The 20,438-nt window shown below is 64.6% G+C and carries 17 protein-coding genes; 8 read left to right on the top strand and 9 right to left on the bottom strand.

Annotated elements, in window-relative coordinates; all coding sequences use genetic code 11:
- Positions 1-105: 105 nt before the first annotated feature.
- Positions 106-1,293 (bottom strand): L,D-transpeptidase family protein, encoded by a 1,188-nt coding sequence (locus AC0L30_RS37135; protein WP_354201073.1) that lies wholly within the window; start codon positions 1,291-1,293, stop codon positions 106-108.
- A gap of 322 nt (positions 1,294-1,615) precedes the next feature.
- On the opposite strand from AC0L30_RS37135, the gene AC0L30_RS37140 reads away from it, so the two are divergent.
- Positions 1,616-2,458: a hypothetical protein gene (locus AC0L30_RS37140; RefSeq protein ID WP_473406362.1), complete on the top strand. Its 843-nt coding sequence runs from the start codon at positions 1,616-1,618 to the stop codon at positions 2,456-2,458.
- A gap of 2 nt (positions 2,459-2,460) precedes the next feature.
- Here AC0L30_RS37140 and sseA read toward each other — a convergent pair whose 3' ends face one another.
- The 3 genes from sseA to AC0L30_RS37155 form a co-directional block, all read right to left on the bottom strand.
- Positions 2,461-3,318, bottom strand: a complete 858-nt coding sequence (sseA, locus tag AC0L30_RS37145) for a 3-mercaptopyruvate sulfurtransferase (RefSeq protein WP_473406363.1) — start codon at positions 3,316-3,318, stop codon at positions 2,461-2,463.
- A 222-nt stretch (positions 3,319-3,540) separates the two neighbouring features.
- Complete coding sequence (locus AC0L30_RS37150) at positions 3,541-3,954, bottom strand: rhodanese-like domain-containing protein (RefSeq protein ID WP_007613708.1); 414 nt, start codon at positions 3,952-3,954, stop codon at positions 3,541-3,543.
- A 124-nt stretch (positions 3,955-4,078) separates the two neighbouring features.
- Complete coding sequence (locus tag AC0L30_RS37155) at positions 4,079-5,254, bottom strand: vWA domain-containing protein (RefSeq protein ID WP_007600698.1); 1,176 nt, start codon at positions 5,252-5,254, stop codon at positions 4,079-4,081.
- A gap of 123 nt (positions 5,255-5,377) precedes the next feature.
- On the opposite strand from AC0L30_RS37155, the gene AC0L30_RS37160 reads away from it, so the two are divergent.
- The 4 genes from AC0L30_RS37160 (at position 5,378) to AC0L30_RS37175 (ending at position 10,103) form a co-directional block, all read left to right on the top strand.
- Entirely contained in the window at positions 5,378-5,623 is a 246-nt protein-coding gene (locus AC0L30_RS37160) for a GlsB/YeaQ/YmgE family stress response membrane protein (RefSeq protein WP_007613712.1), read from the top strand.
- A gap of 92 nt (positions 5,624-5,715) precedes the next feature.
- The gene (locus tag AC0L30_RS37165; RefSeq protein ID WP_007600695.1) at positions 5,716-6,558 is read left to right on the top strand and encodes an AAA family ATPase; all 843 of its coding nucleotides are present in this window, start codon (positions 5,716-5,718) and stop codon (positions 6,556-6,558) included.
- 687 nt (positions 6,559-7,245) lie between these two features.
- Positions 7,246-8,550 carry a nicotinate phosphoribosyltransferase gene (gene pncB, locus AC0L30_RS37170; RefSeq protein ID WP_007600693.1) on the top strand — a complete coding sequence of 435 codons (1,305 nt, stop codon included), beginning with the start codon at positions 7,246-7,248 and terminating at the stop codon, positions 8,548-8,550.
- Between the two features lie 245 nt (positions 8,551-8,795).
- Entirely contained in the window at positions 8,796-10,103 is a 1,308-nt protein-coding gene (locus AC0L30_RS37175) for a GGDEF domain-containing protein (RefSeq protein WP_007600691.1), read from the top strand.
- A gap of 14 nt (positions 10,104-10,117) precedes the next feature.
- On the opposite strand, the gene AC0L30_RS37180 is transcribed toward AC0L30_RS37175, so the two are convergent.
- The gene (locus tag AC0L30_RS37180; RefSeq protein WP_473406374.1) at positions 10,118-10,738 is read right to left on the bottom strand and encodes a TetR/AcrR family transcriptional regulator; all 621 of its coding nucleotides are present in this window, start codon (positions 10,736-10,738) and stop codon (positions 10,118-10,120) included.
- Between the two features lie 534 nt (positions 10,739-11,272).
- Here AC0L30_RS37180 and AC0L30_RS37185 point away from each other — a divergent pair.
- The gene (locus AC0L30_RS37185; RefSeq protein ID WP_473406364.1) at positions 11,273-14,677 is read left to right on the top strand and encodes an acyl-[ACP]--phospholipid O-acyltransferase; all 3,405 of its coding nucleotides are present in this window, start codon (positions 11,273-11,275) and stop codon (positions 14,675-14,677) included.
- Between the two features lie 5 nt (positions 14,678-14,682).
- On the top strand, positions 14,683-15,357 hold the full coding sequence (locus tag AC0L30_RS37190; protein WP_007600685.1) for an esterase/lipase family protein: 675 nt from the start codon (positions 14,683-14,685) through the stop codon (positions 15,355-15,357).
- Between the two features lies 1 nt (position 15,358).
- Here AC0L30_RS37190 and tcuB read toward each other — a convergent pair whose 3' ends face one another.
- The 3 genes from tcuB to tcuA are packed head-to-tail and all read right to left on the bottom strand — an operon-like array spanning position 15,359 to position 18,918.
- Positions 15,359-16,465 (bottom strand): tricarballylate utilization 4Fe-4S protein TcuB, encoded by a 1,107-nt coding sequence (tcuB, locus tag AC0L30_RS37195; protein WP_354168768.1) that lies wholly within the window; start codon positions 16,463-16,465, stop codon positions 15,359-15,361.
- 4 nt (positions 16,466-16,469) lie between these two features.
- On the bottom strand, positions 16,470-17,498 hold the full coding sequence (locus AC0L30_RS37200) for an alpha/beta hydrolase (protein WP_354168770.1): 1,029 nt from the start codon (positions 17,496-17,498) through the stop codon (positions 16,470-16,472).
- 28 nt (positions 17,499-17,526) lie between these two features.
- Positions 17,527-18,918 (bottom strand): FAD-dependent tricarballylate dehydrogenase TcuA, encoded by a 1,392-nt coding sequence (gene tcuA, locus AC0L30_RS37205; RefSeq protein ID WP_473406365.1) that lies wholly within the window; start codon positions 18,916-18,918, stop codon positions 17,527-17,529.
- A gap of 160 nt (positions 18,919-19,078) precedes the next feature.
- Between tcuA and AC0L30_RS37210 the strand changes: the two genes are divergently transcribed.
- Positions 19,079-19,774 (top strand): GntR family transcriptional regulator, encoded by a 696-nt coding sequence (locus AC0L30_RS37210; protein ID WP_007600679.1) that lies wholly within the window; start codon positions 19,079-19,081, stop codon positions 19,772-19,774.
- Positions 19,775-19,787: 13 nt separating this feature from the next.
- Here the strand turns inward: AC0L30_RS37210 and ybaK are convergent, their stop codons facing one another.
- Entirely contained in the window at positions 19,788-20,261 is a 474-nt protein-coding gene (ybaK, locus tag AC0L30_RS37215; protein WP_354128871.1) for a Cys-tRNA(Pro) deacylase, read from the bottom strand.
- Between the last annotated feature and the right edge of the window lie 177 nt (positions 20,262-20,438).

The raw sequence follows: 20,438 nt of genomic DNA on the forward strand, positions 1-20,438 counted from the left end.
CCCCCCCCCCCCCCCCCCCCCCCCCCCCCCCCCCCCCCCCCCCCCCCCCCCCCCCCCCCCCCCCCCCCCCCCCCCCGTCATCAGATCAATTCTTGCGAGGCCGATTCAGCGCACGGTGACCGGTGCGGGCAGCGGCGGCACCACTGTCGGCTGGGTGCCTCCGACCGGGCCGGCCTGCGCGGCCATCGGAGCGGGGCCGGCAGCGCCGGGCACGGGCGCGGCGGATGCGGTCGCAGTTCCCGGCGGCGGACCACCCGGCATCACGACCACGCGGGTGCCGACCTTGACGCGATCGAACAGGTCGGAGACGTCCTCGTTCAGCATGCCGATGCAGCCGGAGGACACGAACTTGCCGATGGTCGAGGGCTGGTTGGTGCCGTGGATGCGGTAGACGGTCGAGCCGAGATACATCGCGCGGGCGCCGAGCGGATTGCCGGGACCGCCGGCCATGAAGCGCGGCAGATAGGGCTGTCGCTCGATCATCTCGGTCGGCGGATGCCAATCCGGCCACTCGGCCTTGCGGGTGATCTTCTGCACGCCCGTCCAGGTGAAACCGTCGCGGCCGACGCGGACGCCGTAGCGGATCGCACGACCGTTGCCGAGCACGTAATAGAGGTAGGTATTCGGGGTATCGACGATGAGCGTTCCGGCCGGCTCCTTGGTCGCCAGCGAGACCTCCTGGCGGCGCAGGTTCTGCGGCAGCTGCGCCGGAGCGGCGTCAGGCTGCTCCTCGGGCGGCAGCGAGGCGATCGCCATCGGCCGGCCGTCGGCACCCACGGGCGGCTGACCGGCCTGGACCGTTCCGGTCGCGCCGGGACCACCGACCGCCTCGGGCGGACGCAGGCCGTCACTGCCGGGCGCCTGTGCCGGACGATCGGCGTAGATCACCGCGGGCGGGCCGGCAGGGCGGCCATAGCGCGGATCGTCGGGCGACGTCACGGGACCCTGCGGCGGCGCAGCCGAGTAGACGGGGGCACCTGCGGGACGGCCATAACGGGGATCATCCGGCGACATCACCGGACCCTGCGGCGGCGCGGCGGAATACACCGGGGGAGCGCCGGGCGGACGGCCGTAGCGCGGATCCGGGCCGGGCGGCGGCAGCGCTGCCTGCGGCATCGAATCGTCTTCATCGTCCATAGCGTCGAAATTCGGCGCGCGGTCGCCGGGCCGGTATTCGGCTGGCGCGCCATAGCTCGGCGCCTGCTGGACCGGATAGCTCTGAGCCTGTGCGAGCGAGGTTCCCGCCGCAGCGACTGTTGCGGCAGCGCATATCGTCAGAAAATGTTTGATCATCATCGCTCTTGTATAGTCCCCGGGCCCCGTCCGGACCGTTAACGGCCAGATGACGGAAGATAGCGGCACATTCAAGACATTACAGGCGGATTTGTGCCCGATTTGCCGATTTGTGATCCGCAAGACTACCGTTGCCTCCTTGCATCACGGGACGAAAATCAGCCCACGCCCGAGATTGCTGGACTAGCCGGCTCTGTTTTTTACGGAACGGCGCGGAATCGTTGCGGTATGTTCGAATCAGCCTGATTCGCCGCCGCTTTGAGCTTCGATCCCCCGCGTGGCGAACGCGGCAAGCAGTACCGTCACCGCGTTCAGATGGCTCATGGGCCCTGGCCACTTCGCCGCTGGGGCGGAAATTCGCAATCCCTCGATGCTTCCCGGCTTTCGCTTTCTGTTTGCCGCGATCCTGCTGTCAGCCTCCATCCTGGTATTCGGCCTGGGCGCCGCCGCGCTGCTGCGGGCGAGCCACGAGCAGTATGTCAGCAACCCCTCCTGGCGGAATGGTCCGCAGGAGCAGGTGTTTGCACAAGCTCCCGAGCCGGCCCAGCCGGTGCTCGCGGTCCTCCGCGCCGAGCCGGAGGCGGCCACCGATCCGACGCCGTCGCTGCGCGATCAAGTCCCGACCATCGCGCTGCCGATGAGCGAGCCCGAGCCGGTCGTCGTGGTGACAACCGAGACCGACGGTCAGCCGCAGGTCGTTGCAGCTCCGGCTGACGTCCCGGCCGAACCGGCCAATGTCGAGGCCAAGGCCGAGACGACGACGGACGCCGCGGCGCCGGCCTCAAGCAACACGCTTACTCCGGCCGACGCCAGCGCATCCATCGCCGAGCCCAAGCCGGTTTCGATCGCTCTCACGAGCAAGCCAATACCTGACGTTCCCAGCGCAGCCTCGGCTTCGTCCAGGTTCGACATGGCGAGCGCGAAGTTCGCCGCATTGAACGACCCGGCGACCACCGCCTGGAAGGATCCGCCGGCGAAGACCAAGGCCAATTCTAAGGCCGACAGCAGTTCGCCGGAGAGCAAGGCGACCAAGCCGCGGGCGCATCGGCTGAAGAAGCGCCGCCGCATTGTCCGGCGTCCGCCGCCGCCGGTTCAGCAACTCGATCCGTTCGGGCAGCCGCAACCCACCCTCGCCGCAACGACGACCGCGCGCGCACGTCAGTAGGGTTACGCCGGCCCCGTTGCGATCGGCGGTCCCTTTTCCTGGCCCCATTCCGACCATGAGCCGTCGTAGAGCGCGGTGTCAGTGATGCCGAGGCGATAAAGCGCCAGCGTCAGCACGCCGGCAGAGACCCCGGAGCCGCAGCTCGTCACAATCGGCGCATCGAGCCTGACGCCGGCGTTCGTGAAGGCCGCGCGGAGATCATCGAGCGGCTTCATCGTGCCGGTCGCGGCGTCGAACAGCAGGTTATAGGGCACGTTGCGAGCGCCCGGGATATGGCCGGAGCGGATGCCTGCGCGCGGCTCCGGCGCCCGGCCTTCGAACCGGTCGGCAGCGCGCGCGTCGATCACCTGCTCGGCGCGGCTTTCGACGTTGTCGATCAATTGCTGCATGCTACGCACGCGCTTGGAATCGTAGCTCGCCTTGAACGTCGCGGGCTTCGGCTTCGCCTCGCCACTTTCGACCGGACGCCCCTCGGCGCGCCACTTCTTCAGGCCGCCATTGAGAATGCGCACATTGCCGTGGCCGAAGGCCAGGAACATCCACCACGCGCGGGGAGCAGCGACCCAGCCGCCGGCATCGTAGAGCACGACAGTATCGGCATTGGAGATGCCGAGTTGGCCGACGTCGCGGCCGAACTGCTCGGCGCTCGGATACATGTGCGGCAGCGGGTTGGAATGGTCCGAGACCGCATCGACGTCGAAGAACACCGCGCCCGGCAGATGCGCGGCGAGGTAATCGTCCTTCGGCAGCGGCAGCACGCCCGGCAGCTTGAAGCTGGCGTCGAGCACCTTGACGTTGGCATCGTTGATGTGGGCGGCGAGCCATTCGGTGGAGACGAGGGGATCGGTGGGGGTGGTCATTGGCTTTTCCTTGCAGTCATTACGGTGCGCGCGCAGCGCGAGAGAGTTTGATACGGCGCGCGGCAAATTCCGCTGTCATCGCCCGGCCATTGCGCAATTGCGCACTAGGAACGGGCGATCCAGTACGCCGAGACGATTGTGCTTCAATCGATAGGCCGCGGCGTACTGGATTCCCCGCCTTCGGGGAATGACGCCGAAAATTGGAGCGGCAGCGCAGGACCCTCACCCCTTCTTCTTCGGCTCCCATTGCTCCACCGGCCCGCCGGCGTCGCGCCAGGCGGCGTAGCCGCCGGCGATGTGGGCGACGGGCTTGAGGCCCATGTCCTGCGCGGTCTTGGCGGCGAGCGCGGAGCGCAGGCCGCCGGCGCAATGGAAGACGAACTTCTTGTCCTCCTGGAACACCGGCTTGGCATAAGGGCTCTGCGGATCGATCCAGAATTCGAGCATGCCACGGGTGCAGGCGAACGCGCCGGGGATGCGGCCGTCGCGTTCGATCTCGCGGGGATCGCGGATATCGACGATAACGACGTCGCCGTTCTTCGAGATCTCGATGGCGTCCTTGGCGGTGAGCGTCTCGATCTCGGCATTGGCCTCGTCGATCAGCGCCTTGATGCCGCGGGTGATGGTCTGGGGCATGTGGCTCTCCCTCTTGTTGTCATTCCGGGGCGTGCGCAGCACGAGCCCGGAATCCATTTGTCTACACGTGCTGCGGCCCGATGGATTCCGGGTTCTCGCTGCGCGAGCCCCGGAATGACAACAGCTAGTGCGTCAATTCCTTCATCGCACCCTCGAGCCCCTCGATCGTGATCGGATACATGCGGTTGGCGAAGATGCGTTTGATGATGGTGGTGGATTCCGAATAGTCCCAATGCTTCTGCTGCACAGGGTTGAGCCACACCGCATGCGGATAGGTGCGGATGATGCGGTCGAGCCAGACCGAGCCGGGCTCCTCGTTGACGTGCTCGACCGAGCCGCCGGGTACCATGATCTCGTAAGGCGACATCGAGGCGTCACCGACGAACACGATCTTGTAGTCGTGCGGGTATTTGTGCAGCACGTCCCAGGTCGGGGTGCGGTCGGTGAAGCGGCGCTTGTTCTGCTTCCACACGCCTTCATAGAGGCAGTTGTGGAAGTAGAAATATTCCATGTGCTTGAACTCGCTCTTCGCCGCCGAGAACAACTCCTCCACCTGCTCGATATGCGCGTCCATCGAGCCGCCGATGTCGAAGAACACCAGCAGCTTCACCGCGTTGCGGCGCTCGGGCCGCATGTGCACGTCGAGATAGCCGTGATTGGCGGTTTCGCGGATGGTGGTGTCGAGGTCGAGTTCATCAGGCGCGCCGGTGCGCGCGAATTTGCGCAGGCGCCGCAGCGCCACCTTGATGTTGCGGATGCCGAGCTCGACATTGCCGTCGAGGTCTTTGAACTCGCGCTTGTCCCACACCTTCACGGCGCGGTTGTTGCGGTTCTTGTGCTGGCCGATGCGTATGCCTTCGGGATTGTAGCCATGGGCGCCGAACGGCGAGGTGCCCGCCGTGCCGATCCATTTCGAGCCGCCCTGATGGCGGCCCTTCTGCTCCTCGAGGCGCTTCTTCAGGGTCTCCATGAGCTTGTCCCAGCCCATGGCCTCGATCTGCTTCTTCTCGTCGTCGGTCAGGTATTTCTCGGCGAGCTTCTTCAGCCATTCCTCGGGGATCTCGGCCCCCTCCATGGCGTCGAGCAGGCTTTCCAGTCCCTTGAACACGGTGCCGAAGACGCGATCGAACTTGTCGAGGTTGCGCTCGTCCTTCACCAGCGAGGTGCGCGACAGATAATAGAAATTCTCGACCGAATAGTCCGACAGATCAGCATCGAGCGCCTCCATCAGCGTGAGGTATTCGCGCAGCGTCACGGGGACCTGCGCGTCGCGCAGAGAGGTGAAGAATTGCAGGAACATGGGTGACAGATTGCCCGTCGGGGGGCGAACGTCAAGGGGCGGAGGCCACTGCTCTGCGCTGGACCGGGAGGGTTTTTGCTCTAGAATTGGCGGTCTCACGGGGTTGTTTTGGGGACGTTTGCAATGGGAATTCTCGCAGCGCTCATCATTGGCGCGATCGCAGGCTGGCTTGCCGGCAAGATTGTCCATGGGGCGGGATTTGGGCTGATCGGCAACATCGTCGTCGGCATCATCGGTGCACTCGTGGCGAGCTGGATTCTCCCTCAGCTGCATATCCAGCTCGCAACGGGCACGGTCGGAGCCATCGTGGATGCCACGATCGGCGCGGTGATTGTGCTCGTCATCCTTTCGCTGATAAAACGGGTCTGAAAGCCTGACCGAACCAGGAACGGCCGCCACGCGCGGCCGTTCCCATGTCGCGACCGGGGCAATGCCGGGACGACGACCAACAAGGACGCGCGATGAAATTTACCGGCACCAAGGACTATGTTGCGACCGACGATCTCAAGGTCGCGGTCAATGCCTCGATCGTGCTGGAGCGCCCGCTGCTCATCAAGGGCGAGCCCGGCACCGGCAAGACGGTGCTGGCGGAGGAAGTGGCGAAGGCGCTGAACGCCCCGCTTCTGACCTGGCACATCAAGTCCACCACCAAGGCACAGCAAGGCCTCTACGAATACGACGCGGTGTCGCGCCTGCGCGACAGCCAGCTGGGCGATGCGCGCGTGTCTGACATCAAGAACTACATCAAGCGCGGCAAGCTGTGGGATGCCTTCACCGCCGAGCAGCGCCCGGTGCTGCTGATCGACGAGATCGACAAGGCCGATATCGAATTCCCGAACGATCTTTTGCTCGAGCTCGACCGCATGGAATTCCATGTCTACGAGACCGGCGAGACGATCAAGGCCAAGCAGCGCCCGATCATGATGATCACCTCCAACAACGAGAAGGAGCTGCCGGACGCGTTCCTGCGCCGCTGCTTCTTCCACTACATCAAGTTCCCCGATGCCGATACCATGACCCGGATCGTCGATGTCCACTTCCCCGGCATCAAGAAGCGGCTGGTCGAGGAAGCCCTGCGCATCTTCTTCGAGGTCCGCGAAGTGCCCGGGTTGAAGAAGAAGCCGTCGACCTCGGAGCTGCTCGACTGGCTCAAGCTGCTGCTCAACGAAGACATGAGCGTCGAGCAGTTGCGCGAACGCGATCCGCGCAAGCTGATCCCGCCGCTGCACGGTGCGCTGCTCAAGAACGAGCAGGACGTGCATCTGTTCGAGCGGCTGGCGTTTCTGAGCCGACGGGAAGTGTAGACAACGGCTCTGCACGCTCGCAATCGCAAGGCGAACGCGCGACGAGCGAACCTGCCTGGACCGGGGCCCGATCACAGCAGGACAATTCCGTAGTCCCGGCGATCGCTGCTGTTTCGCAACGGGCCAGAAATCCGTCGCGGGCATATGCCGCAAGCCTTCGCGTTGCCGAATTCGTCACCCGGAGCTCAAGCTCGGACGTCCGGGCTGCGACGAGCACTGGTGTTGCGTTGCCTGGCTTTCCGGCGATCACCAGCTTTTCCACAACGCTCTCGACATTGCGCGATACGCGCGCGAGCTTCCTTGGCGCCGGACCACTCATCGGTGTCGAAGGCCCGTTCCCATTTGCCGGCAAATGATCGTTCGATATGCCGGCGACGCCGCCCTGCTCCTCGGCCGGCAACGGTCGGCGACCAGTTCGTCGAACCTGTTCTCGGTAACGCCGTCGGTCCTTTCTCTCCTCGTTCCAATCGCGAATACGCTCAACACGGGCAACGATCGGCACGGCCCCCGCGTCACGCTCACGGGAGGGTCCGAAGCCAGGTAGGCCACCCGGCCATCCGCAGACCGGTACGCGAACGGGCTCTCTGGGCGATTTCGAGCCGCCCTCGCGCAACCGGATGCTCGGCGGTGACCTGCCCTTCGCCAAATCCACTGGTTGCGCACCGGGAGCCACGCTAGAATTCCCCCATGACAGTGACCGACATTGCGAGCCGAACCTATAATCACAGCTGGCGGCTGGATCCCATCATCCGCAGCCTGCTTGATACCGACTTCTACAAACTATTGATGTTGCAAATGATTCGGGAATCTTACCCGCATCAGCAGGTGACATTCTCGGTCATCAACCGATCGCGCCATGTGCGGCTCGCCGAAATCATCGACGAGGGCGAGCTGCGCGCCCAGCTCGACCACGCCCGCACCATCCGCTTCACCAAGAAAGAGCTGATCTGGCTTGCCGGTAACACTTTCTATGGCAAGACCCACATGTTCTCGGCGGACTTCATCCGCTGGCTCGCCGAATTCCGGCTGCCCGAATACGAGCTGCGCAAGGTCGAAGGCCAGTACGAGCTGCACTTCCACGGGCCGTGGAGCCATACCACGATGTGGGAGATTCCTGCGCTCGCCATCCTCAACGAATTGCGCTCGCGCGCAGCGATGAAGGGCCGCGGCCGCTTCGAGCTCGACGTGCTCTATGCCCGCGCCAAGGCCAAGCTGTGGACCAAGGTGGAGCGGCTGCGCAAGCTGGATGGCTTGCGGCTCTCCGATTTCGGCACCCGTCGCCGCCACGGCTTCCTTTGGCAGCGCTGGTGCGTGGAGGCCGTGAAGGAAGGCCTCGGCCCGTCCTTCATCGGCACCTCCAACGTGCTGCTCGCGATGGACAACGATCTCGAAGCCATCGGCACCAACGCCCATGAACTGCCGATGGTCGCCGCGGCGCTCGCCAAGGACGACGAGGAATTGCGCTGGGCGCCCTATCGCATCCTCGACCAGTGGCGCCAGACCTATGGCGGCAACCTCCTGATCGCGCTGCCCGACGCCTTTGGCACCAAGGCGTTCCTGCGCGATGCGCCGGAATGGGTTGCAGACTGGACCGGCTTCCGCCCCGACAGCGCGCCGCCGATCCAGGCCGGCGAGGAGATCATCAAATGGTGGGAGCAGAAGGGCCGCAATCCCAGGGACAAGCTGCTGGTGTTCTCCGACGCGATGGACGTTGGCTCGATCGAGGAGACCTACCACCACTTCACCGGCCGGGTGCGGCTCTCGTTCGGCTGGGGCACCAATCTCACCAATGATTTCGTCGGCTGCACGCCGGACGGATCGTTCAATCTCGATCCGATTTCGCTGGTCTGCAAGGTGTCATCGGTCGACGGACATCCGGCCGTCAAGCTCTCCGACAATCCCGAGAAGGCGACCGGCCTGCCTTCGGAGATCGAGCGCTATTTGCGCGTCTTCGGCGACGCCGGCCGCGTGCGCAAGCCGGTGCTGGTCTAGCGGCAGGGCAATCTCTCCATCGGGTAAACCACTTGGGGCGAATGCGCGACATCGGCTCGCCGATGTCGCGTCAGTTCCGGTTCGACGGCATTTGCAACGATCTGCCAGCATCCGCTTCACAACGCCTTCACCCTGCGACGCAGTCTCCCGGCATTTTCAAGTCGAGTTAAGCACCTTTCGCGCGTAATCCGCGTTATGAGCGGATCGCTCCGCTGGGGTCGTTGAGCGACTTGGGGAAACGCAACGTGTTTCGCAGAACAGCGCCGTCAACGAAGGGACGCAACTTCCTTCACGTCGTCAAACTCGTCTCGCCTTTCGTCACGGTCGTTCTGCTGCAGGCGGCGATCGCCGGATTCAGCCTGGAGGTTATGTCCTCGGTCCGCGCCTATGTCGCGGGCGAAGCGCTATGGTCGCGCTCGCAGAAGAACGCCGTCTATTTCCTCAATCTCTATCTGCATTCGGGCGACGCCAGCCAGTTTGCGCAATATCAGACCTCGCTGGCCGTTCCCATCGGCGACGAGTTCGCGCGCTGGGCGCTCGAGCGCGATCCGGTCGACGTCGAGGCCGCTCGCATCGGCTTCCTGCAAGGCGGCAACCATCCCGATGACGTGCCGGGACTGATATGGCTGTTTCGCTACTTCAAACAGGTCAGCTTTCTCAAGGAAGCGATCCGTGAGTGGGCTGCCACCGACCCCATGCTGCTGGAGCTGAGCGTGTTCGGCGAGGTCATCCGGTCAGAGTCGAAGAACGGGCCGGTTCAGGACGGCAAGCGCCGGCAATTGTTGTCGTCGCGGCTGTCGGAGCTCAACACTCAGTTCACGGTGCACGCCAAGCGGTTCTCCACCGTTCTCGGTGAAGGCTCGCGCGCCATCAAGATGACGCTGACTGGCGTCAATATCGTCACAGCCGCGACGCTGATCCTGCTCCTGATCTGGCACACGCGGCGATTGGTGCTGCAACGACAGGCGTTCGAGGATGCCCTGCATGCCGAGAAAGAGCGCCTGGCCTGGCAGGCGTCGCACGACTGGCTGACCGGCCTGTCCAACCGTCGCGCCTTCGAGGCCCGCCTGCAAAGCGAGTTGGACGACACCGCGGCGGGTTCGGTGGGCCTGATCCTGCTCGATCTCGACCAGTTCAAGGACGTCAACGACAGTTGCGGTCACCTCGCCGGCGACCGTCTGCTCCGCCAGATTTCGCGCCTCCTGCTACAGGAGCGGCGGCCGCATGACCTGGTGGCCCGGCTCGGCGGTGACGAATTCGGCTTAATCCTTCCCCGATGCACGCCGTACGACGCCGTGGATATCGCCGAACGGCTGCGCCGGTCGCTCGAGCTATCCGTCTTCGCCTGGGACGATCGTTGCTTTGCAGTGACGGCCAGTATCGGCGTTGCCTGCATCACCGACGGCAACGCCACGCTCGAGGACGCGATGCGGCGCGCGGATGCCGCCTGCTATCGCGCCAAGGAGAACGGACGCAACCGTGTTCAGGTCGACAACGGGACGACGGACGTCGTCGTCGTCACCTCGCGGCAGCGCAAGGCCGCCAGCGCATAGCAGCGCTCAGCACGTTATCGCATTGGCAGAATCCCGAGCCCCGCGAGATGCGCATCCAGAAATTGTTCGACCTGCTGGCGCAGCATCTGCGGCGGTACGGCCACCATGCGCTCTTCGAGGCCGAGCGAGATGATCCCGTGCACGGCGGAAAACAGTGTGCGTGACAGCAGCGCGATCTGCACGTCGTCTGCCTTCGGAAGCAGCCGCACCAGGGGCGCATGCATCAGCGCGAAGGCCTCCATCACCATCTGAAGGATGTCATCGGGGTAAGGGCGGTCGTCCTCCATCCGATGTTCGAACAGCGAGCGCAGCAGATTGGCGTGCTCCGCGAAGAATTCGAGGTAGGTCGCAGCCAGCCCATAGAGCTGGCGAACCGGATCCTCGGCTGGAACTTGGCCCAGCCGCACCGTTAGGGCATTAACGGTCTCCCGATTCACGGTCAGGATTACGCCGTCAAAGTCGCCGAACTCGTTATAGACACTTCCAACCGAGCAGCCGGCGGCGTCAGCGACGTCCCGGACTTTCAACGATTTCAGCCGTTTAGTGGCAATAATGCTGCGAGCGATCTCCACGATCTGCTGCCGCCGTCGAGATTTTTTTCGGTCTCGCAACGATTCGTCTTGAACATTGTTCATTTTCAGGCTACTCATCTGAACAATGTTCAAGTTAGCCCGGAGACCTTCAAAATGCAAACCCTCGCTGTTGATATCGCCTCCACCTTCGTCGATGACGCCACAGCTCTCGTGACCGGATTTGGCCGCGCCCTCCTGCGGCTCGCAATGGGGCCGATCGATCGCATCGCAAATGCCTGCGACATTGCCGGCGTCCTGACCGAGCGCCGCGCGACCTTCCGGATGTGGCGGGCCAACCGCCGCGTTCGTCGTGAGGGCCGCCGCTTTAACCTGCTCGGCCGCCTCTCGCCCTTTCGCCGCCTCGCCCATCTCACCTGAGGCGCGCACGCCTCCTTGCCGGAGCGTGATAGAGCCGCGACCAACCATTTGCGAACCAAATGTCGCCACGCGGAGACCAACAGGATCGGAAGGCAAAGGCGTAGAGCAGGCCGGGGACGATCGTCGTCAACCCGCAAATGCCCGTCGCATCTCCTCCGGTCCCGACGCCCATCGGACAATGAAACAACCTCAGACAGCGTTTCCAAAACAGGACTAGTCATGATCAGGGATTTGATGTCGTCACGCGGCTTCGCGCCGCTGTTCTGGGCGCAATTCTTCTCGGCGCTGAACGACAACGTGCTCAAGAACGCACTCGTCATCATCCTGCTTTACAGTGCCGCGAGCGGCCACGGAGATGCGCTGGTGACGGTCGCGGGCGCCGTCTTCATCTTCCCCTACTTCATCCTGTCCGGGCTCGGCGGCCAGCTCGCCGACAAATATGTCAAATCCGTCGTCGCAAGGCGGCTCAAATTCGCCGAGATCTTTGCCGCGGGCTTTGCCGCGGCCGGTTTCTTCCTGCACTCGGTGCCGCTGCTGTTCGCAGCGCTCGCACTGTTCGGCGTCATCGCCGCGCTGTTCGGTCCCGTGAAATATTCGATGCTGCCGGACCAGCTCGAGCTCGGCGAGCTCGCGACCGGCAACGCGCTGGTCGAAGGCGCGACCTTCATGGCCATCCTGCTCGGCACCGTTGCCGGCGGCCAGTTCGTGGCCGGCTCCGCGCATATGGGCTGGGTCGCATCGGCCGTGGTCGTGCTGGCCCTGCTGTCCTGGGCCTTCGCCTCCCGCATTCCCGCGACGACGCCGTCCGCACCCGATCTGCCGGTCAACGGCAATCCCTGGACCTCGACGCTCGGCCTGTTGAAGACCTTGCACGCCGACCATCGGCTGTGGGACGGCACCGTGATCGTCTCCTGGTTCTGGCTGGTGGGCGCCATCGTGCTCTCGCTGCTGCCGGCGCTGGTCAAGGAGGTCATCGGTGGCACCGAGGGCGTGGTGACGTTGTGTCTCGCGATCTTCGCAATCGGCATTGCCATCGGCTCGCTGTTCGCCGCGAATCTGAGCCATGTTCGCCCGAACCTCGCGCTGGTGCCGATCGGCGCCATCATGATGGGGTTTGCCGGCCTCGACCTCGCCTGGGCGATCGGCGTGACCGCCAAGGGCCAGGACATCACCGCCGCCGACTTCGCGACCTCGTTCGCGGGCCTGCGCATGCTGGTCGATTTCGTCGCCTTCGCATTCGGCGGCGGGCTGTTCGTCGTGCCTTCCTTCGCCGCCGTCCAGGCCTGGTCCGCCCCCTCCGAGCGCGCCCGCATCATCGCCGCCGGAAACGTGCTGCAGGCCGCCTTCATGGTAGCCGGCTCGCTGTTCGTCGCGCTGTTGCAGGCCGGCGGATTGCACATCGGCTGGATTTTCTTCGGCCTCGGCGTCGCCAGCTTCGGCGCAGTCTGGTTCGTGCTGACGAAGTGGGGCAAGGAAGGCGTTCGCGACTTTGGCGGGCTGCTGTTCCGCGCGCTGTTCCGCACCGAGGTCCGCGGGCTGGAGAACCTGCCGCCTGCTGGCACGCGCATGCTGATCGCGCCCAACCATGTCAGCCTGATCGACGGCCCGCTGCTGCACGCCGTGCTGCCGATCGACGCGAGCTTCGCGGTTGATACCGGCATCGCCAAGGCCTGGTGGGCCAAGCCGTTCCTGCGGGTGGTCAAGCACTACACCATGGACCCCAGCAAGCCGCTGGCCGCGCGCGACCTCATCAAGCTCGTCGCCGCCGGAGAGCCGGTGGTGATCTTCCCGGAGGGACGCATCACCGTCTCCGGCTCGCTGATGAAGGTCTATGACGGCACCGCGATGATCGCGGACAAGGCCGACGCGGTCGTCGTCCCGATCCGCATCGAAGGCGCCCAACGCTCGCATCTCAGCTATCTCAACGGCAGCCAGATCAAGCGCACGTGGTTTCCGCGGGTGACCGTCACCATCCTGCCGCCGGTTAAGCTGCCGGTCGATCCGTCGCTCAAGGGCAAGACGCGCCGCAATGCCGCGGGCGCAGCACTTCAGGACGTGATGATCGACGCCATGGTGAAGAACGCCATGCTCGATCACACTCTCTTCGAAGCGCTCGGACACGCCTATCGCGACCGCGACACCGGCAAGGTCATCGTCGAGGACGCGCTCGGCACCAAGCTGACCTATCGCAAGCTGATCCTGGGCGCCCAGGTCTTGAGCCGCAAGCTGGAGAACGGCACCGCTGTCGGTGAGAATGTCGGCGTGCTGCTGCCGAATTCCGCAGGAGTCGCCGTCGTCTTCATGGCGCTGCAGAATATCGGCCGGGTGCCGGCGATGCTGAACTTCTCGGCCGGCCCGGTCAACGTGCTCGCCGCCATGAAAGCCGCGCAGGTCAAGACCGTGCTGACGTCGAAAGCCTTCATCGAGAAGGGCAAGCTCGACAAGTTGATGGCCGCGATCTCCGCAGAGGCCCGAATGGTCTATCTCGAGGACGTCCGTGCTTCGATCGGCACGGCCGACAAGATCAAGGGCCTGCTCGCCGGTACCACGCCGCGCGTCGTCCGCCAGGCGGGCGATCCGGCCGTCGTGCTGTTCACGTCGGGCTCGGAAGGCACGCCGAAGGGAGTGGTGCTGTCCCACCGCAATATCCTTGCCAACGCCGCACAGGCGCTGGCGCGGGTCGATGCCAACGCCAATGACAAGGTGTTCAACGTGCTGCCGGTGTTCCATTCTTTCGGGCTGACCGGCGGAATGGTGATGCCGCTGCTCGCGGGCATTCCGATCTACATGTACCCCTCGCCGCTGCACTACCGGATCGTTCCCGAGCTGATCTACCAGACCGGCGCCACGATCCTGTTCGGCACCGACACGTTCCTCACCGGCTATGCACGCTCGGCCCATGCCTACGACTTCCGCACCCTGCGCCTGGTGATCGCCGGCGCCGAGGCGGTCAAGGATCGCACCCGGCAGGTCTTCATGGAGCGTTACGGCATCCGCATCCTCGAAGGCTATGGCGTCACCGAGACCGCGCCGGTGCTGGCGATGAACACGCCCATGGCCAATCGTCCCGGCACGGTCGGCCGCCTGTCGCCGCTGATGGAAAGCCGCCTCGACCCCGTCCCCGGCATCGAGGAAGGTGGACGCCTGTCGGTGCGCGGCCCCAACGTGATGCTCGGATACTTGCGGGCCGAAAATCCGGGCGTGCTCGAACCGCTCGCCGAGGGTTGGCACGACACCGGCGACATCGTCGCGATCGACCCGGCCGGCTTCATCACCATCAAGGGACGCGCCAAGCGCTTTGCCAAGATCGCCGGCGAAATGGTCTCGCTGTCGGCGGTCGAGAACATCGCGACGACGCTGTGGCCGCAGGCCGCATCGGTCGCGGTGTCGATCCCGGACCCGCGCAAGGGCGAGCGCATCGTGCTGCTGACGACGGAAAAGAACGCCGAGCGTAGCGCCATGCAGGGCCACGCAAAGACGATCGGCGCGTCCGAGCTGACCGTTCCCGCAGCGATCATGGTGGTCGACAAGGTGCCATTGCTCGGCACCGGCAAGACCGACTACGTCACCGCAACGACGATGGCCCGCGAGCAGGCATCCGCGCCGGAGCGCGAGGTGGCGTAAGAGAGATGCACGAGGCGTCTCAATCAAGCGAGGCGCGATGCCCTGGAGTGGTTCTGCTTCACGGCATCGCGCGCACCTCGGCGTCCCTGATCAGACTGGAACGGGCGCTCCGGGCCAGCGGCTTTGCAACGCTCAACATCGACTATGCCAGCCGCCGCAAGACGATCACGGCGCTCGCGGACGATATTCACCTGGAAGTCGCCCGCTTCGCCGAGCGTGAGGCGCCGCTGCATTTCGTCGCGCATTCGATGGGCGGTCTGGTGACGCGCGCCTATATCGCGAAATATCGTCCGGACCGGCTTGCCGGCGTGGTGATGCTGGGCACGCCAAACGGCGGCAGCGAGGTCGCCGATCTCCTGAGCGGATATCGCCTCTACAGCGCATTCTACGGACCCGCCGGACTCGAGCTCACCACCACGTCCACGCCCCGGTCTGACGCCCTGCCCGCGGTGGACTATCCCGTCGGCGTGATCGCGGGAAACCGCTTCATCGATCCCGTCGCCGGCCTCTTGGTTCTGCCGAAGCCAAATGACGGACGGGTCTCAGTGCAAAGCGCGATGGTCGCCGGCATGGCCGACCATATCGTCGTGAAGGCGTCCCATACCGGACTTCCGCGTCACGCCGCCGCCATCGAACAGACCATCGCTTTCCTGCGCGACGGCCGCTTCCGCACCATCTGAATCAAGAACCGGCATCGCTGCGTCGCTCCTGCGCGTAACGCACCAGCGCCGCGAAGCGATAGATGCCGTGCACGAACTTGCCGTACGGCATGGTGACGAACAGCGCGAACACTGCACCCAAATGCAGCGCCAGCAGCGGCCCCATGGCTGCAGTCTCGCGCAGAATCAGAAGCAGCATGCCGGTGAAGCCGGTGAGGAACAACATGGCGATAAAGCCGACATCCATGCCATAGCGCTGCTCGTCGAGCAGCGCCGGATCGCGCCGCATCTTGGCGACGAACAGGCCGATCGGCCCGATGATCAGACCGATGCCACCGAGCGTGCCGAGCACCACCGGCAGATCCCACCACGGATACGGCGCCTCGCGCCCGAGCAGATAGTGATACAGCGTGGCGACCGAGGTCGCGGCGAAGCAGAGCAGGAAGCCGTAGAAGGTCAGGTGATGGAAAAGCTTGCGCCGGTCGGTCGGCTTGTCATCCTCATTGTAGCAGCCGACGCCGCCACCATGGAGATAGCGCAACTCACCAGCGTCCCGCATCGCCTGAAAGATCGAGCCACCGTCCGCACGGCCGCCGATCGGTGGACCGATATCCCGCCAGAACGCGCGCACGCTCATCACCAGCGCGAAGATCGCATAAAGGAAGGCCGCGCTGAACAACGCCGCCATCGCGTTGTGCGGCATCAACTTGTAGAAAGCGCCGGGGCCGGTGTGCACGCCGAACAGCACGGTGCGGTCGTTCAGGGCCGCGAAGCCGAGGATGAAGGCGGCCATGCTGAGCGCGGCGACGATGCTGATGACGAGACCGTTACGCGCGAAGACACCGGACAGCGCCTGTGGCCAGGCATAGGCCGCGTAGGATTCCGCGCGCGCGATCGCCAGCGTCTGCGGAACGTTGACGTTGAATTCGTGCGGCGGCGAGAACTGGCAGTCGACGTAGCAGGCGCCGCAGCCATGGCAGAGATTGGCGAGATAATTAAGGTCGCCGTCGGAAAAGGCGCGACGCATCTCCATGGCGGGAAATACCGCGCAAAGACCCTCGCAGTAACGGCAGGAATTGCAGACCGTCATCAGGCGGTCGGCTTCGTCCAGAATTTTGGTTCCGTGCATGGCTTTACTTCGTCAGGCCTTTGCTCTCGAGCCATTTCTGGATCAGGGCTGCGACCTCGAGGTTGTTCTTGTCCATCATCACCATATGCGAATTGCCCTTGATGCCGGCCTGCGGGAGATCGACGATGCCGACGCTGCCCCCGGCCGCCTTGACGGCGTCCGCAAAGGCGATGCCGTTGGCGCGGATCTTGGGCCAGCGCGAATCGCGCTCGATATAGTCGCCGTAGATGATGAGGGTCGGAATGTTCTTCAGCACATCCGCTTTGGCGGGATCGCCGATGCCGGCCGGCTCGATCGCAATCAGCGCCTTCACCTTGTCGGGGCGGGCTTGCGCGACCTTGAAGCCGAAGGTGCCGGCTTGGCTGTGGAACAGCAGCACCGAGGGGCCGACGCGATCGATCTCGGCGATATAGGCGGCGATGGTCGCATCGTCGGTCGTGGTCCAGCGGGGCACGTTCTGCTTGACGAAATTCTCGTAACCCTCGACGGGGAATTGGTTGCCCGGCAACAATTTTCGCTTGGCGGGATCGGGATCGTAGGAATTCGGTCCATCGCCGATGCGGAAACGCTCGAACGGATTGGCCGTGGTCAGGAAGACCGGCTCGCTCTTGAAAATATCGGGGTACTGCGCCCAGCCCGCGCGTCCGCGCTCTACCGCGTCGGAGTTATAGACCGCCCACCCCTTGCGCAGAAAATAATTCAGCCAGCCTTCGCGTCCGTCAGGCGTGGTCTCGTAGGTGACGCCGGTCAATCCGCCGCCGTGCCACATCAGCAAAGGATAGGCACCCTTCTCGTTTGCCGGCAGGAAATACTGCACGTACATCTGCTCGACCTGATACGTGCCGTTGGGATCGACCTTGGCCGGCACTCCGCCGGGCGCGAACACGACCTCCCTCACCGGCTTGCCGGAGATTTCGACAAGACGCCCACCGACATGGAACGAACCCATGTCTCGCAGCGTGATCGGCTCGGCCGCGTGGGCGTGGCCGACGATCAGCAGCGCCGCGGTCGAGGCAATGGCAATGCGTGACATGGTTCCTCCCTCGTGTCTTTTCTTCGTCCTAGTTCTTGGCGTGGCGTGCCGCTTCCCGTCCTGCGATCCGTCCGAACACGCTGCCGATGGTCATGCCCATGCCGGCGGCATAGCCCTTGCCGAGCACGTTGCCGGCCATGATCTCGCCGGCCGCGAACATGTTGGCCGACGGCTTGCCGTCAGCCATCAGCATCCGCGCCTCCCTGGTCACGCGCGTGCCGAGATAGGTGAAGGTGATGCCGGGCCGCACCGGATAGGCAAGGTAGGGCGGCGTCTCGATCCGCCTCGCCCAATGCGTCTTCGGCGGTGTGATGCCTTCGGTGCGGCAATCGTCCAGAATGGTGTGGTCGAAGGTGCCGGGCCGCACCGCGGCATTGAATTCGGTGATGGTCTTTTCCAGCGCGGCCGAATCGAGCTCGAGCTTGCCGGCGAGCTCGGCAATCGTCTGCCCTGCGATCGGCGGGAACAGCGTCGGCATGAAGCTCGTGACCACGGTGGAATCGAAGATGATGTAGGCGATCTGGTCGGGCTGCGCGGCCACCAGCCGGCCCCAGATCGCGTAACGCTTCGGCCAGATGTCCTCACCTTCATCATAGAAGCGCTGCGCGTGCTTGTTGACAACGATGCCAAACACGACGGAATCGTGCCGCGTGATGATGCCGCCGTCGAATTTCGGCGCGCGCGCGTCGATCGCGACCGCATGGCACTGGGTGGGGTCGCCGACCTCCTGCACGCCCTTGGCGAGCAGCATCTTCAGGATTGAGCCGCGGTTATAGGGCGTGCCGCGGATCAGGAAATTGTCGGCGGCTTCGCCCCAATATTGCTTCAGCCATCCGATGTTGGCCTCGAATCCGCCGGCGGCGGCGACCAGCGACGTCGCGCGGATCTCGGTGTCGCCCTTGATCGGCCGCTTGAGGCGGGCGGCGAGAAACATGCCATCCTCGATCACGAGGTCGGTGACCTCGGCGTCGTATTCGATTTCGACGCCGAGCCGCTCGGCGGTCAGATACAGGGCGTTCAACATCGCACGGCCGCCGCCGAGGAAGAAGGAGTTGGTGCGGCCGAGGCTCAGCGTGCCGCCCAGCGAGGGCTGCCAGCGCACCCCCTGCTCGACGATCCAGTTCAAAATGTCCTTGGACTCGCGGATCATGTGCCGGGCGAGTATCTCGTCGGTCTGGCCGCCGGTGACGCGCAGGAGATCCTCCCAAAACTCCTCCTCGGTGTAGGGCCCGGTCAGGATTTCGGTCGCCTCGTCATGGGCGCAGCGCATGTTGCGGGTGTGACGCGTGTTGCCGCCGCGATAGAATTTTGGCGCGCCTTCGAGCACCAGCACCGACGCCTCACCACGTCGGGCGCTGATCGCCGCACACAGCGCCGCGTTGCCGCCGCCGATCACCAGCACATCGTATTTGCTGCTCATGCCGTCTGCCCGATGCGACGAAGTTGGAGACATTCTGCCCCGCAGGCGGCCCCGGTCAATCCGGTTCGCCATTGCGCACTTTTGTATACAAAGATATACAGAAATCCAGCAAGCGCCATCGCTGCATGGGCAGGATGCGCGTGGCGAGCACGAGGATTGCATGGCAAGGCGCCCGACAAAGGCAGGCGGCTCGGTCGCGCGCGGCGGCGGCGTGGCGCTCGGCGAAGCCGTGTTCCGCTCGCTCTGCGAGGCGCTGCAGGCCGGCAGCTATCGCGCTGGCGACCGCCTGCGCGAGGAAGAGGTCGCCCAGCGGCTGAAGGTCAGCCGCACGCCGGTGCGGGAGGCTCTGGGCCGGCTTGCGGCACGTGGGTTCGTCGAACCTGCCGGCGGCCGCGGCCTGATCGTACGCAACCTCGACATCTCCGAGGTACTCGAACTCTATGCGATGCGCGAGATCATGGAGGGCGCCGCCGCCCGACTTGCCGCCGAGCACGCGTCTGCGCCCGAGATCGATGCGCTCAGGGACATCGAGCAGGCCTTTGTCGAAGCGTCCGGGGCCGACGCGACCGACATGGCAGGAGAAATGGCAAGGCTCAACCGCGCCTTCCACGAAGCCATCTGCCGCGCCGCGCGCAACCGCTATCTCGACAACGCTTCGCGGGAATTGCAGGACTGGATCGCTCTGCTCGGTCCGACTACGTTCACCGTATCGGGCCGCCCTTCGACCAGCCACGGCGAGCACCAGGCCATCATCGACGCCATCGCGGTTCGCGACGGCGGCAAAGCGGAGCAGCTTGCGCGTGCACACATCGGCGAAGCGCTGCGCTGTCGGCTGAAGCTGTTGCAAAAGCAGTAGCAGAACGCCGCGCTCAGGCGACCAGTTCCGCGACGATCGCCTTCAACACGTCCCGCACATCGCCTGGACTGAGCCGCACCTGCAGTCCGCGCTGACCGCCATTGACGTACACTTGGTCATGTGCGAGCGCGCTCTGCTCGATCACGGTGCGTACGGGCTTCCGCTGCCCGAACGGGCTGATGCCGCCAACCTTGTAGCCGGTGAGTCGCTCGGCCTCCGGCGGCTTCATCATCTGCGCTGACTTGCCGCTAACAGCAGCGGCAAGCTTCTTCATCGAGACTTCCTGGTCGGATGGGACGATCACGCAGACCGGCTTGCCGTCGACCAGCGCCATCAGCGTTTTCAATACACGCGCGGGGTCTTCGCCAAGCGCAGCAGCCGCCTGGAGGCCGATGCTCTCGGCATCGGAATCGTAGTCATAAGCGTGGACGGTGAAGGCAACCTTTGCGGCTGTGAGCGCGCGTGTGGCTGGGGTGGCTTTGGACATATGCGATGTCTAGCACCGCCGCTGCGAGGAGCGAAGGGACGAGTACGGCGCAGTCTCTCCCCGAGTCGTCCTGGCGAAAGCCAGGACCCATTACCCCAGGGAGGCGTTGGCGAAGACCTGTCGTTCGATACTACTATCACCCGAAATCGATAGATTCCGCGGTATGGGTCCTGGCCT

The organism is Bradyrhizobium sp. MI1.11 (assembly GCF_055811255.1).